General features: G+C 73.3%; 13 protein-coding genes. 6 read left to right on the top strand and 7 right to left on the bottom strand.

From position 1 onward, the window contains the following. Positions 1-5 precede the first annotated feature (5 nt). Positions 6-1,325 (bottom strand): alpha/beta hydrolase, encoded by a 1,320-nt coding sequence (locus ACFWY5_RS39500; RefSeq protein ID WP_379637854.1) that lies wholly within the window; start codon positions 1,323-1,325, stop codon positions 6-8. Beyond that, positions 1,322-3,061, bottom strand: coding sequence for a glycoside hydrolase family 13 protein (locus ACFWY5_RS39495; protein ID WP_379637853.1), 1,740 nt, complete (start codon positions 3,059-3,061; stop codon positions 1,322-1,324). The genes ACFWY5_RS39500 and ACFWY5_RS39495 overlap by 4 nt, the downstream gene beginning before the upstream one ends. A 134-nt stretch (positions 3,062-3,195) precedes the next feature. Between ACFWY5_RS39495 and ACFWY5_RS39490 the strand changes: the two genes are divergently transcribed. Then, the gene (locus ACFWY5_RS39490; protein ID WP_379623473.1) at positions 3,196-4,194 is read left to right on the top strand and encodes a LacI family DNA-binding transcriptional regulator; all 999 of its coding nucleotides are present in this window, start codon (positions 3,196-3,198) and stop codon (positions 4,192-4,194) included. A gap of 2 nt (positions 4,195-4,196) precedes the next feature. Here the strand turns inward: ACFWY5_RS39490 and ACFWY5_RS39485 are convergent, their stop codons facing one another. Next, the gene (locus ACFWY5_RS39485; protein ID WP_379623471.1) at positions 4,197-5,372 is read right to left on the bottom strand and encodes a sensor histidine kinase; all 1,176 of its coding nucleotides are present in this window, start codon (positions 5,370-5,372) and stop codon (positions 4,197-4,199) included. A 120-nt stretch (positions 5,373-5,492) separates the two neighbouring features. On the opposite strand from ACFWY5_RS39485, the gene ACFWY5_RS39480 reads away from it, so the two are divergent. From ACFWY5_RS39480 to ACFWY5_RS39470, 3 genes are all read left to right on the top strand, one after another. After that, positions 5,493-6,155 (top strand): response regulator, encoded by a 663-nt coding sequence (locus ACFWY5_RS39480; RefSeq protein WP_379623469.1) that lies wholly within the window; start codon positions 5,493-5,495, stop codon positions 6,153-6,155. 244 nt (positions 6,156-6,399) lie between these two features. Beyond that, positions 6,400-6,828 carry a hypothetical protein gene (locus tag ACFWY5_RS39475; protein ID WP_379637852.1) on the top strand — a complete coding sequence of 143 codons (429 nt, stop codon included), beginning with the start codon at positions 6,400-6,402 and terminating at the stop codon, positions 6,826-6,828. Between the two features lie 85 nt (positions 6,829-6,913). After that, a complete protein-coding gene (locus ACFWY5_RS39470; protein ID WP_379637850.1) occupies positions 6,914-7,291 on the top strand; it encodes a hypothetical protein in 378 nt (125 codons plus the stop codon). Between the two features lie 60 nt (positions 7,292-7,351). Here ACFWY5_RS39470 and ACFWY5_RS39465 read toward each other — a convergent pair whose 3' ends face one another. After that, positions 7,352-8,449, bottom strand: a complete 1,098-nt coding sequence (locus ACFWY5_RS39465; RefSeq protein WP_379637849.1) for an MFS transporter — start codon at positions 8,447-8,449, stop codon at positions 7,352-7,354. Between the two features lie 170 nt (positions 8,450-8,619). On the opposite strand from ACFWY5_RS39465, the gene ACFWY5_RS39460 reads away from it, so the two are divergent. Together ACFWY5_RS39460 and ACFWY5_RS39455 are read left to right on the top strand one after the other, a co-directional pair. Beyond that, a complete protein-coding gene (locus ACFWY5_RS39460) occupies positions 8,620-9,039 on the top strand; it encodes a YciI family protein (protein WP_379623461.1) in 420 nt (139 codons plus the stop codon). Beyond that, entirely contained in the window at positions 9,039-10,277 is a 1,239-nt protein-coding gene (locus ACFWY5_RS39455; RefSeq protein ID WP_379637848.1) for an RNA polymerase sigma factor, read from the top strand. Before ACFWY5_RS39460 ends, ACFWY5_RS39455 begins: the two co-directional genes overlap by 1 nt. Here ACFWY5_RS39455 and ACFWY5_RS39450 read toward each other — a convergent pair. From ACFWY5_RS39450 to ACFWY5_RS39440, 3 genes are read right to left on the bottom strand one after another with little or no spacing between them, the layout of a single operon-like run. Next, a complete protein-coding gene (locus ACFWY5_RS39450) occupies positions 10,274-11,071 on the bottom strand; it encodes a pentapeptide repeat-containing protein (RefSeq protein ID WP_379623457.1) in 798 nt (265 codons plus the stop codon). The genes ACFWY5_RS39455 and ACFWY5_RS39450 overlap by 4 nt on opposite strands. 25 nt (positions 11,072-11,096) lie before the next feature. Further along, on the bottom strand, positions 11,097-12,275 hold the full coding sequence (locus ACFWY5_RS39445) for an RNA polymerase sigma factor (RefSeq protein ID WP_379637847.1): 1,179 nt from the start codon (positions 12,273-12,275) through the stop codon (positions 11,097-11,099). Beyond that, complete coding sequence (locus ACFWY5_RS39440) at positions 12,272-12,640, bottom strand: YciI family protein (RefSeq protein ID WP_379637846.1); 369 nt, start codon at positions 12,638-12,640, stop codon at positions 12,272-12,274. The genes ACFWY5_RS39445 and ACFWY5_RS39440 overlap by 4 nt, the downstream gene beginning before the upstream one ends. Positions 12,641-12,660: the final 20 nt, after the last annotated feature.

The following is a 12,660-nucleotide window of genomic DNA, read 5'->3' as shown; positions in this document are numbered from 1 at the left end:
GCTCCTCAGGATCCGGCGTGCGGGTCGTTCTGGGCCGGATCGCTCCAGCTCGCGACGCGTACCCACACGCGCCGGTCCGCGTCGTGCCTCAGGGGGGTTCGGATGGGGAAGCCGTCGGTGTCGAGGCCGTCGCGGCGCCAGCCGCGCCCGACGGTGCCGTTCAGGCCGACGCCGCGCGGCAGCCGCCAGACGCCGTGGTGGACGCCGGGCGCGACCTTGGTGGTGACCAGGCCGGAGAAGTAGACGGGCGAGTCGTCGGGGGTGTCGAGGGGGACCACGACCGTGACGTCGAGCAGCGCGCCGGGGGCGCCGTCGACGACGGTGACCCGCTCGCTCACCTCCAGCTCGCCGGTGCGGGCGACGACCCGCGCTGCGCCGGGTTCGACGCCTTGGAGCAGGGCGTGGCCGGCGCTCTTGAGCGGGCCGGCCGGCTGCCAGGTCACCTGCGCGCCGAGGGCTGAGTACACGCAGCCGTCGGCGCGTTCGGCGATGGGCGCGACGTCGAGGTCCTGGCCGGTGGCGGTCTCGCCGCCGGTGGCCGACAGCAGGACGGGCGGGCCCGCCGTACCGAAGAGATGCAGGAGCGCGCTGCCGGCGCGCGCGGCCCAGGCGTCCTCGTGGTGCGGCGCGGACGGCTCGTGCAGGTAGCGCAGTTCCTCGTCGGGCGCGTAGCCGAGGTCGAGCAGGTGCTCCGCGAGCTCGCGGACCGGCCTGACCATGATCAGGCCCTCCATGCCGCCGATGTCCAGCCATACCCGGCGCGGGCCGCGGGCCTCGAAGCGCCGGTAGACGGGGGTCTCTTCGAGCGTGCGCGGGTCCACGAAGACGAGGAACGGCGAGAGCGCCGCGGCCAGGCCGAACACCTCCGGCCGCCGGAAGGCCAGGTGGTAGCTGACCAGCCCGCCCATCGACGAGCCCATGACGGCGGTGGCGGCCGGGTCGGCGGTGACCGCGTAACGCTCGCGCAGCGCCGGCAGCAGTTCCCCGATCAGGAACTCCTCGTACAGCTCGCCCCTGCACACGCCGTCCGGGTCGCGCGGGTAGGGCGCCACGTGCGAGTACTCGTTGCCGCGCTGGTCACCGGCGTTGGAGACGCCGACGGCGACGAGCGGCGGCAGCAGACCGCGCCCGATCAGGTCGTCGAGCGTCTCGTCCACCCGCCAGCTCGGGCTCAGGCCCGCTCCGGCGAACACGTGCTGCCCGTCCTGCAAGATCACCACGGGGTACGGCCCCGCCGCCGGGTCGTGGCCGGGCGGCAGGTAGACGAAGACGTCGCGGGAGTTGCCCAGCGCCCGCGAGCGTACGCCGGTCAGGGTTTCGATCATCGTGCGGTCTCCCAGATGTGGAAGGCGGGCCCGTCGGCGGGCATGGGCTCGCCCGGTGCGAGGTCGGGGGCGCCGAGCAGGCCGGCGAGCGCGGCGGGTGCGGGCATCGGGGCGTGGGCGTTCCTGCTGACCTGGATCAGCAGCGTCTCCCCCGGCGCCGCCCGCTCGAAGAGCACCACGTCCCGCTCGGCGCGCAGCCAGCGCAGCCCGCCGCGGCGCAGCGCCTCCCGGCCGCGGCGCAGGGCGATCAGCTCGCGGTAGAGGCGGTGGGTGCCGTGGTCCTGCGCGGCCGGGTCCCAGGGGAAGGGGCGGCGGCCGTCCTCCAGGTGCACGCCCTCGACCCCGACCTCGTCGCCGGCGAAGACCATGGGCAGGCCGGGCAGCGTGAACAGCAGGGCGGCGCCGAGGTGCTGGTGGTCGCGGCCGGCGATCGAGCGGAAGCGGGCGGTGTCGTGCGAGCCGAGCAGCGTGAGGTTGTGCGCGTGGGAGCGCCAGGGGATGCGGGCGGCGTACGCGCGCATGACGGCCGCCAGGTCGTGGCCGCCGTAGGCGGGGATGGGGCCCGGCGTGCCCCAGAACTCGGTGGAACGTTCCCTGGCCAGCCACGACCACACCGGGCGGGCGAAGCCGGCGTAGGCCATGGTCCCGTGCCAGCCGTCGCCGCGCAGCGCGGAGGAGGCGTCGAACTGGTTCTCCGCCAGCAGCAGCCTGTCGTCGCCGAGCGCCGCCCTGGTGGCGGTAGCGACCTGGGCGTTCAGCTCGACCGCGCCGTGGCGTCCGGCGGACTGGGCGACGTCGACGCGCCAGCCGTCCAGGCCGTACTCCTCGGGGTAGCGGGCGATCACGGCGTCCAGGCGGCGGCGCAGCTCCGCCGAGCGGTGGTCGAACTTGGGCAGGCTCTTCACCCCGGCGAAGGTGGCGTAGTCGTCGCCGTCGAAGTAGTAGAAGTCCCGTTCCCTGCTGGCGTGGTCGTTCCTGGCCGTGACGAACCAGTCGTGGGCGTCGCCCGAGTGGTTGAGCGTGATGTCGCCGATGACCCGCATGCCGCGGGCGTGGGCCCGGGCGGTGAGCGACTTCAGCGCCTCGTCGCCGCCCAGGAGCGGGTCGACGTGGTCGAAGGTGCTGGCGTCGTAGCGGTGGTTGGAGCGGGCGGGGAAGAACGGGGTGAGGTAGACGAGGTTCGCGCCCAAGGTCTCGACGTGGTCGAGGCGCTCGGCCACGCCCCACAGGTCGCCGCCGTAGATCTGCTGGAGGGCGTGCGGCCTGCCGTACGGGATGGGCTCGTCCCATGCGGCGGGGCGCGCCCACGACGGGAGGGGGCCGCGCGGCCGCTCGGAACGGGCGAACCGGTCGGGGAAGATCTGGTAGATCACCGCGTCGGCGGCCCAGGCGGGCGGCGGCGGGTAGGCGGTGAGGGTGAAGTCGGCGGCGTCGGTGACCTCGGTGCGCGAGAGTCCCGCGGCGCTCAGCCACAGCGGTCCCGAGTCGGTGTGCAGCAGGAAGCGGTAGCCGCACTCGGGGTTGACCACCCGCAGCGTGGCCCGCCACCAGGTCTCCTCAGGGGTGACGCGGTCGGCCGTCGCCTCGGTGAACGCCGGCTCGCCGTCGGGGGCGCTGCGGACGAAGACGCGCCGGGTCCCCAGCGCGCCGGCCGTGCGGGCGAACACCTCGACCCGGTCGCCCAGTCCGGGCGAGGGGTCGGAGACATACAGCGGCGAACCGTCGTGGTGTGCCACTGTGTTGCAAAGTGTTTCCGGCTGGACCATGCTGTTAACGCTCCCTTTACCTGCTTTGATGGTCAGGAGCCTAAGCAGCCTCCCTCAGGTGCGGCAACGTCGCGCAACATGTTTCAACGGTTTCTGGAGTCCCCGTGGCACGACTGTCGGTTCGCACGATCGCCAAGCGCGTCGGCGTCAGCGCGGCGACGGTCAGCCGCGTGCTCAACGACCGTCCCGGGGTCGCGGAGGAGACCCGCGCCCGGGTGCTGCAGGCTATGCGTGAGCAGGGCATGGTCGCGCCCGCGCCGGTGTCGCAGCCGTTCGTCGGCATCATCGTGCCGGAGCTGGACAACCCGGTCTTCCCGTTGCTGGCCGGGGCCATCGAGACCAAGCTCGGCGGGCACGGCGTCACCGCGCTGATCGGCAGCTCCACCAAGCAGGGGCCGACCGAGCTCGACTACATCGCCTCGCTGGTCCGGCAGCGCATCCAGGGGCTCGTCCTGGTCTCGGGGCGGCACGCGAACCCCTCGGCCGACCACGGCTTCTACTGGCAGCTACACCAGCAGCAGCTGCCGATGGTGCTGGTCGGCGGGCACGTTCCCGACCTGCCCGTCTCGACCGTCACCACCGACGAGGCCGCGGGGGCCGCGATGGCCGTCGCCCACCTGCGCGCGCTCGGCCACACCCGCATCGGACTCGCGGGCGGCCAGGGCTACCTGCGCCCCTCCCAGAACCGCCTGCGCGGCTACGGCCGGGAGATGCGCCGCTGGTTCGGCTCCGTGGACGACGCCCTCTACGCCGAGACCGACTACTCGCTGACCGGCGGCCACGCCGCGGGCCTGCGCCTCATCGACGCGGGCGTCACGGCGGTCATCGCCGGCAGCGACCTCATGGCACTCGGCGTCCTGGCCGCCGCCCGGCAGGCGGGGCTGTCGGTGCCCGGCGACCTGTCGGTGGTCGGCTACGACGACACCTATCTCGCCGCGCACAGCAACCCGCCGCTCACCACCGTCCGCCAGCCGGTGGAGCAGATGGCCGGCGCCGTGGCCACCGCGCTGTGGGAACGCCTGCAGGGCTACCACACCCCGCACGTCGACCACGTCTTCCCGCCCGCCCTCGTGGCGCGCGGATCCACGGGCCCGCCCGCCTGACCTCACCCCTCCCCCGCGGTCAGCGGAAAGGTGGCGCGGACCACGAAGCCGCCGGTCAGCAGGGGTCCGGCGCTCAGCGAGCCGTGGTACAGCTTCACCCGCTCGGTCATCCCGATCAGCCCGTGCCCGTCCGGTCCCGGCGGCGGGGCGCCGGGGCGGCCGTCGTTGCGCACGCTCACGCTCAGCGTGTCGCCGGAGTACAGCAGCGACACCTCGGCCCGCGCCCCCGGCGCGTGCTTGATGACGTTGGTGAGCGCCTCCTGGATGACGCGGTACACGCACAGGCTCATGCCCGAGGAGATCGCCCGCCGCTCGCCGCCGGCCGTCACCTCCGTCTCGACACCTGCCGCCCGCACGCGTTGCACCAGGCCGTCGAGGTGGTCAAGACTCGGCGCCGCACTGTACGGCTGCGCGGTGCCGTCGTCCACCTCGATGCGCAGCACCGACAGCATGCGGCGCATCTCGGCCAGCGCCTCGCCGCTGGTCTCGGCGATGGTGCGCAGCGTGTCCTCGGCCGTGGCCGGGTCCGACCGGATGACGTAGTGGCCGAGCCCGGCCTGTACGGAGACCACCGACATGTGGTGGGCGACGACGTCGTGCAGTTCCCGCGCGATGCGCACCCGTTCCTCGGTGACCGCCTGCCTGGCCGCGACCGCCTTCTCCCTGCGCAACTGGTCGGCCAGGTCGGCGAGCTGGGCGTTGCGCACCTTGAGCGTGCGCATGCCGAACGCGAACGCGACGGTCCAGCCGATGACGATGGCGGAGTACCAGGCGGCCGTCCACGCCTGTCCCGGCAGGGCGTTGGCGTAGATCCACTCGGCCAGCACGAGCGCGCCCGCGGGCAGGGCGGCCCGCCGGGAGTGGTGGACGACGACGGAGTACAGCGCGAGCAGCGGGCCCATCGAGTTCGCCCCATAGTGAAAGCCCAGGGCGTGGTAGGCGAACGCCGCGGCGCAGGAGATCACCAGCACCGGCGCCGGGCACCGCCTGCGCCAGGTCAGCGGGAGGTTGACCAGGGCGCAGAGCAGAAGCGCGAGCGCGTCCGGCCGGCGGTCGAGCGGATGCGGGGCGAGCACCGGCCACACCCAGGAACCCCAGGTCAGCGTCATGGCGAGCAGGCCGTCGACGAACGTGGGATGTTTCCTGGCGAAGGCGACGAGGGCCGCGGGCGGGGGCATGGATCGCATCGTCACCGTTCGGCTTGATCGCGCTGTACTGACATGTCACGCTTTGCTGGAAGATCATGGTTTGCTGGTACCCACGTAGGCCCCGCGGCGGACGACTGGCTGGTGACACTTATGATCAAGGTGCTGGTCGCCGACGATCAGATCCTGATCCGCGCCGGACTGGCCGCCCTCATCCGCGCCGCTCCCGGCCTGGAGGTCGTCGGCGAGGCGAGCGACGGCGAGGAAGCCGTGGCCCTGGCCGCCACCACCCGGCCCGACGTCATCCTCATGGACATTCGCATGCCCGTCTCGGACGGCATCAGCGCGACCCGGCAGATCCTGGCCGCCGCCGAGCAGCCTCCGCCCCAAGTGCTCATCCTCACCACCTTCGACATCGACGAGTACGTCTACCAGGCCCTGCGCGCCGGAGCGTGCGGCTTCCTGCTGAAGGAGACGCAGCCGGAACGCCTGCTGGCCGCCATCCGCACCGTGGCCGCCGGCGACAGCCTCCTTTCTCCCGGTCTCATCCAGCGCCTCATCGAGACCTTCCAGCCCGAGCCCGACGCCGCCGGGCCCATCCCGGACCTGGCCCCGCTCACCGGCCGCGAGACCGAGGTGCTCACGCTCGTGGGCCGCGCCCTGTCCAACGGCGAGATCGCCGCCCGGCTGATCGTGAGCGAGGCCACCGTCAAGACCCATCTCAACCGGGCGATGGCCAAGCTGGGGCTGTCCAGCCGGGCCCAGGCGGTGGCCTTCGCCTACGAGTGCGGCCTGGTGGCGCCCCGGCGCCAGTGACGGGCGCGCCGCCGCCGTGACCCGAAGCAGCCGGCCCCGCCCCCGTGCGGGCCGCCGAGCGAGCGCGTCACGTCGTGGCCGCGGACGGTCTCCGGTGCTGAGGCCGGTCGCGGCGGTCCAGACCCACACGAGGCTACGAGGGCATCGCTTCCCCGCCCATACCGCCGAAGATCGAACTTTTCCCTGCGACTTCGGCGGTACGAGGGTCAACCTTCCGCGGTAGGCCGGCGTTAGGATCCGCACCATGTCCCGTATCCCGTCATTCGCACGCGTTGCGCTCGCCGGATACCTGCTCGCGGCCGGGTGCGCAACCCAGCCGGAGCCCGGGGCGGCCGACCCGCGCGCCGCGGTCGACGCCTACGTCGCCGGGCTCAACGCCGCCGACCACCGGGCCGTCGCCCGGCTCGCGCCGCCGCTCAACGACCCCGCAGAAGACATCCGGCGGCGGCTGGCCGCGTACGGCGGAAAGGCGATCAAGCTGACCTCCGTCGAGCTCAGCAGCGACATCACGCCGAAGGCCGTACGGGCCGAGCTGGCAGGGGCCGGAACCGGCGGCAGGTACAGCGAGACGCTGACCCTGGAGCGCCAGGACGGCCGCTGGTTCATCGCCCTCGGCAGCAACCCGGACGTTCCCGCGGACCGGAGGACGGCCTCGACGACCCGGCCGGGCTGAGCTCAACACGCGCTCAACAATTCTTCAACCCGCCGCGCCCTACCTTCCTGCCACCGATCTCCGAACGAGCACGAAGGGGCGCAACATGAATCACACCAAGAAGCTGGCGGCGGCCTTCCTGACCGCGGCCGTCCTGAGCATCGGCGCACCGGCCACCGCGCAGGCGGCCTCGGCCCCGGCACATCCGGTGCCCGTCTCGGCCGCCGCCGTCATGTCCGGGAACTCGGCGGAACTGGCCGCCCTGGGCGCCTGCAGCCGGGCCAAGGGCTGGAAGATGCGGCTGGCCTGCGAGGCGCTGGTGCGCTCCGGCGGCCTGTGGGTGTGGAGGAAGCTGGAACAGGGCGCGCGAGGCGGCTGGAACACCTACTCCGACATCTTCGAGAACGACATCCCGTACGTGTACAAGAAGATCATCAAGAAGCTCAAGCGGCCCATCTACTGCGCGCTCTCCCGCTCCTGCTAGTCCACCAGGACCCGCCGACGGCGGCGGCGACGCTTGTGATCGCCGCCGCCCGGCCCCCGTTCAGCGACGGCTCGCCACCGCCATCGCCAGGTACGGCACCGCCACCAGCGCGACCAGCACCCACGGCGGCGCCCACCCCGATCCGAACCCGTAGAACGCGAACACCCCGAGCGCCGCCACCTCCGATCCCAGCCCCGCCATCGAGGTCACGGTCGCCCGCGCCTCGTCGCCGATCGTGTCCTGCAGGCGCGCGTCCAGCACCGCGACCGCCCAGTAGAAGGCCGCGAACGCCACCGCGATCGCCACGAACCCCGCCCAGAGCCCAGCCGCACCACCGCCGGGCCCGCTCAAGACCGCGCCGCCGCCGAGTGCCAGGGCGCCGGCCGCCAGGATCAGGGGCAGCAGCCGGGCGCCGTACCCGGCCAGCCAGCCGCCCGCCGCGATGCCCGCGATCACCAGCCCGATCAGCAACGCGACCACCGGCGTCGTGGCCCCACCGGCGGTGGCCAGGAGCGGCAGGTACTCATCGATCGAGGTCAGCCCGGTCACCACCGCGAGGAGCACCAGCACCCGGCCGACGGCCGGCGCCCGCCGTACCTCGGAAAGGCCGGTGCGCAGGACGGACAGGTAGGACGCCTCGGCGCGCTCGGCTGCGGGCGGGCGCGACTCGGGCAGCAGGCTTCCGGTGAGGGCGCCCAGCAGGCCGACCGCGACGCTGGCCAGGCCGACCGCCAGATAGCCGCCGGCGGCGAGGACGGGCGCGGCCAGCAGGCTGGCCGCGACGGCGGCGAGCGAGGCGAGCGCCTCGGAGCGCCCGATCAGCCGCGCGTAGTCACCGGTCCGGCCAAGGCGGCCGAGCTCCTCGTAGACCAGCGCCTGCAACGTGCCCGACTGCATGGCCGCCCCCGCGCCCCACAGCACGAACCCGGCGGCGAACGCCCAGTACGCCGGCACGAACGTCCAGAGCGCGAACCCGGCCGAGGTCACCAGCGGCGCGAGCACCAGCAGGCGCCGGCGCGAGAACCGGTCGGCCCACACGCTGGACGGGATCTCCAGCACGAACCCGGCCACCGACCAGATCGCGAACAGCGAGGAGACCTCGGCGGCCGACAGGCCGGTCTGGGTGAAGTACACCGCGTAGACCGGGTAGAAGAGCACGAACTCCGCGGTGAAGGTGTAGGCGTAGAGCCTCGGTTCAGGTCAATGTCGCCAACTCATGCCACCACGGTACAAAAAAGTCGGCCAGGATGTGTCGGAGCGGGCCGCGTGGCTCCGACGTCCCGGGTGAGAGGCGCCGCGGCGGCGCCGGTCACGGAAGAGGGAAAACCATGAAGTACATGATCATGCTCTACGCCTCCCAGCAGGACTACGACGCCCTGGCCGGCAAGGGCAGCGAGGGCAACCCCGGGTGGAGCGCCGAGGACTTCGCCGCGATGACCGCGTTCATGGGGGCCTGGAACCAGGAGCTGGTCGAGTCCGGCGAGTTCGTCGACGCGCGCGGCCTGGCCGCCCCGGTCCACACCCGGCGGGTCGGCAGCAAGGACGGCGTGCCGTTCGTCACCGACGGGCCCTACGCCGAGACCACCGAGGTGCTGGCCGGATACACCATCGTCGAGTGCGCGAGCTTCGACCGGGCCACCGAGCTCGCCGCCCGGCTCGGCGACTGCCCGGCGCCGGGTCACGCGCGCGCCAGGGCGTACGCCGACATCCGCCCGATCGTCGACGGCGCCGGCGACCACCTGGGCTAGTGGCGGGCATCCCGGCCGAGGACCTGTTGCGCGAGCTGGCGCCGCAGGTCCTCGGCGCGCTCGTGCGCCGCTACGGCCACTTCGACCTGGCCGAGGACGCCGTCCAGGAGGCGCTCATCGCGGCAGCGGGCCAGTGGCCGCGGGAGGGACTGCCGGACAACCCGCGCGCCTGGCTGATCACCGTCGCCTCGCGCCGGCTGACCGACCTGCTGCGCAGTGAGCAGGCCAGGCAGCGGCGCGAGGACGAGGTCGCCACCTGGGCGCTGCCCGAGGACCGGCAGTCCCCCGCGGCCGACCGGCGGCCCGCCGACGGCGACGACACGCTGATCCTGCTGTTCCTGTGCTGCCACCCGGCACTCGCGCCGAACCTCCAGGTCGCGCTCACCCTGCGCACGGTCGGCGGCCTGACCACGCGGGAGATCGCCCGCGCGTTCTTCGTGCCGGAGCCGGCCATGGGCCGGCGCATCACCCGCGCCAAGCAGCGCGTCAAGGCCAGCGGCCTGCCCTTCCGGCTGCCCGCCGAGGCCGAGCGCGGCGAACGGCTGGCGGCGGTGCTGCGCGTGCTGTACCTGATCTTCACCGAGGGGTACGCGAGCACGTCGGGACCGAGCCTGGTCAGACCCGAGCTGGCGGCCGAGGCCATCCGGCTGGCCAGGATCGTGCACCGGCTGCTGCCCGGCGACGGCGAGGTGGCCGGCCTGCTTGCGCTGATGTTGCTGACCGACGCCAGGACGCCCGCGCGCGACGGGCCCGGCGGTGAGCTGGTGCCGCTGGCCGAGCAGGACCGGACGCTGTGGCGCAGGGACTACATCGAGGAGGGGGTGGCGCTGGTCGGCGGGGCGCTGCCCAAGGGGCCGGCGGGGCCGTACCAGGTGCAGGCGGCGATCGCCGCCCTCCACGACGAGGCGCCGAGCGAGCGGGAGACCGACTGGCCGCAGATCGCCGCCCTGTACGGGGTGCTGATGGAGCTGTCCGGCAACCCGATGGCCGCGCTCAACCACGCCGTCGCCGTCGCCATGTGCCGGGGCCCGCGCGCCGGTCTCGACCTGCTGGAGGAGCTGGGCGCCGATCCGCGCGTCCGCGGCCATCACCGGCTGCACGCCGTACGGGCGCATCTGCTGGAGATGGCGGGTGATCGCGAGGGCGCGCGGGCCGGCTACGAGCTCGCCGCCGCCCGCACCGCCAGCCTTCAGGAACAGCGTTACCTGTACGGCAGGGCCGCCCGCCTGACCGGCTAACTCCAGTGATCGGGCCGGATCAGCGCGCCGGACAGTGTGGTCGCGGCGTCACCGGCGGCGGCGTTGACCTGGAACTGGGTCAGGAACAGGCTGCCGGCCAGCCGCGCGCCCCTGACGTCGGCGCCCCGCAGGTCCGCGCCGATCAGGTCGGCCTGGCGCAGGTCGGCGCCCCGCAGGTCGGCGCCGATGAGGTAGGCGCCGCGCAGGTTGGCTCCGCGCAGGTCGGCGCCCCTGAGCTTGGCGCCCATGAGGTCGGCGCCGCGGCGGTTCTTCTGCTTACGGCCGCTCCCGGCGCGCACGAGCTCGCTGACCCGCAGCAGCAGCGTGTTGACCTCGCCGCGCACCTGCGTCACGTCCAGCTCAAGCAGGCGCTCCGGCGGCTGCCGGGTGAGGCCGTCGACGTGGTCGAGCGCCTTGCGCAGCTCCTCGTGCACCGGCTCGGCGGCGGGGTGCTCGAGCGACTCGGCGAGGTACCACAGCAGCTCGTGGAGCTGGCGCATCACCGGGAAGACGGCGAACATCTGCCCGGCCGACTCCTGCCGCCAGTCGACCCCGCCATAGGTGACCTGCGCGACCTTCTGCCCGGCGCCGAAGCAGTCGTAGACCGTGCAGCCGGTGAAGCCCTTCTGCCGCAGCCGCGTGTGGATGCCGCAGCCGAAGTCCTCGCGCAGGTTCGGGCAGGGCCGGCCGGCCTCCTTGTCGATGGCGAAGTCCGCCGAGCGGGCGAACGGCAGGGCCACGCAGCACAGGCCGAAACAGTTGGCGCAGTCGGCGCGCAGAGAGTCGTCGAGCATGATGCCACGAGGATATCGTGCGAGCTCAGCGGGCGCGGGACTCCAGATAGCGGCGTTCCGGCAGGCTGAGGGTGCGCCGGGCGGCGAGCCGGTACTCCTCGCGGGCCGCCTCGCGCTCACCGGCCAGGTCGAGCAGATGGGCGCGGACGGCGTGCAGGCGGTGGTGTCCCGACAGCTCAGCCTCCACCTCGGCCAGGCGCTCAAGCCCGGCGCGCGGGCCGTGGACCATGGCCAGCGCCACGATCCGGTTGAGCGTCACCATGGGGCCGGGGGCCAGCGTGGCCAGCAGGTCGTACAGGGTGAGGATCTGCGGCCAGTCGGTCGCCCCCGTGCTGGGCGCCTCGTCGTGGAGCGCGGCGATGGCCGCCTGCACCTGGTAGGGGCCGATCGGGGCGCCGGTCAGGGCCTCGGTGACCAGCGCCACGCCCTCCGCGATGTGGTCGGCGCGCCAGAGCGTACGGTCCTGCTCGGCCAGCGGGATCAGCTCGCCGTCGCGGCCGTCGCGGGCGGGACGGCGCGCGTCGGTCAGCAGCATGAGCGCCAGCAGCCCGGCCACCTCGGTGTCCCCGGGCACCAGCGCGCGCAGTTGCCTGGTCAGCCGGATCGCCTCGCCGGACAGCTCCACCCGTTGCAGGTGCTCGCCGGAGCTGGCCGTGTGGCCCTCGTTGAAGATCAGGTACAGGACGTGGCGTACCGCGGCGAGGCGCTCGCCGTACTCGCCTTCCGGCGGCAGGACGAACGCCGCGTTCTTGATGCGCTGCTTGGCGCGGCTGATGCGCTGCGCCACCGTGCTCTCCGGCACCAGCAGCGCGCGCCCGATCTCCGCGGTGGTCAGGCCGCCGACCGCGCGCAGCGTCAGCGCGACCTGCGAGGTCGTGGTGAGCTCGGGGTGGCAGCACAGCATGAGCAGCGTCAGCCCGTCGTCGGCGGAGGGCGCCTGGAGCGGTTCCGGCGGCTCCAGCGCCGCCGCGTTCTCCTCCCGGCGCCGCCGCGCCGACTCCGAGCGCAGCGCCTCGATCCGCCGCCGCGAGGCGACCGTGATCAGCCAGCCCTTGGGGTGGTCGGGCAACCCCTCTTCCGGCCACTGTACGGCCGCCGCCAGCAGCGCCTCCTGGACCGCGTCCTCGCAGGCGTCGAAGTCGCCGTAGCGCCGCACGAGCGCGCCCAGGACCTGGGGCGCCAGCTCGCGCAGCAGCTCGTTCACAGGAAGTCGCTCAGCTCGATGACCGGGCGGACCTCGATGCGCATGACCTCGGCCTCCGGCACCCGTGCCGCCGCCTCGATCGCCCGTTCCTCGCTCTCGCACTCGATCAGGTAGATCCCCGCCAGGTACTCCTTGGCCTCGGCGAACGGCCCATCGCTGACGACGACCTCGCCCTGGCTGACCGTCACCGTCTTGGCCGCCGACGGCTGGGCGAGCGCGGCGTTGGCGATCAGTTCACCGGAGGCGGCCAGGTCGCCGGTGAGCTTGGCGTAGGCGTTCAGTCCCGCCGAGCGCTGCTCCACCGGGAGCGTGTCCCACACCTGGCGGGTCTCGGGGTTGCTGTAGATCAGGATCAGATACTTCACCCTGCCGAGCGTAGTCTCGC

The sequence above is a fragment of the Nonomuraea sp. NPDC059007 genome, assembly GCF_042740555.1.
Lineage (GTDB): Bacteria > Actinomycetota > Actinomycetes > Streptosporangiales > Streptosporangiaceae > Nonomuraea.
This window is presented reverse-complemented; position numbering and strand designations above follow the sequence as displayed.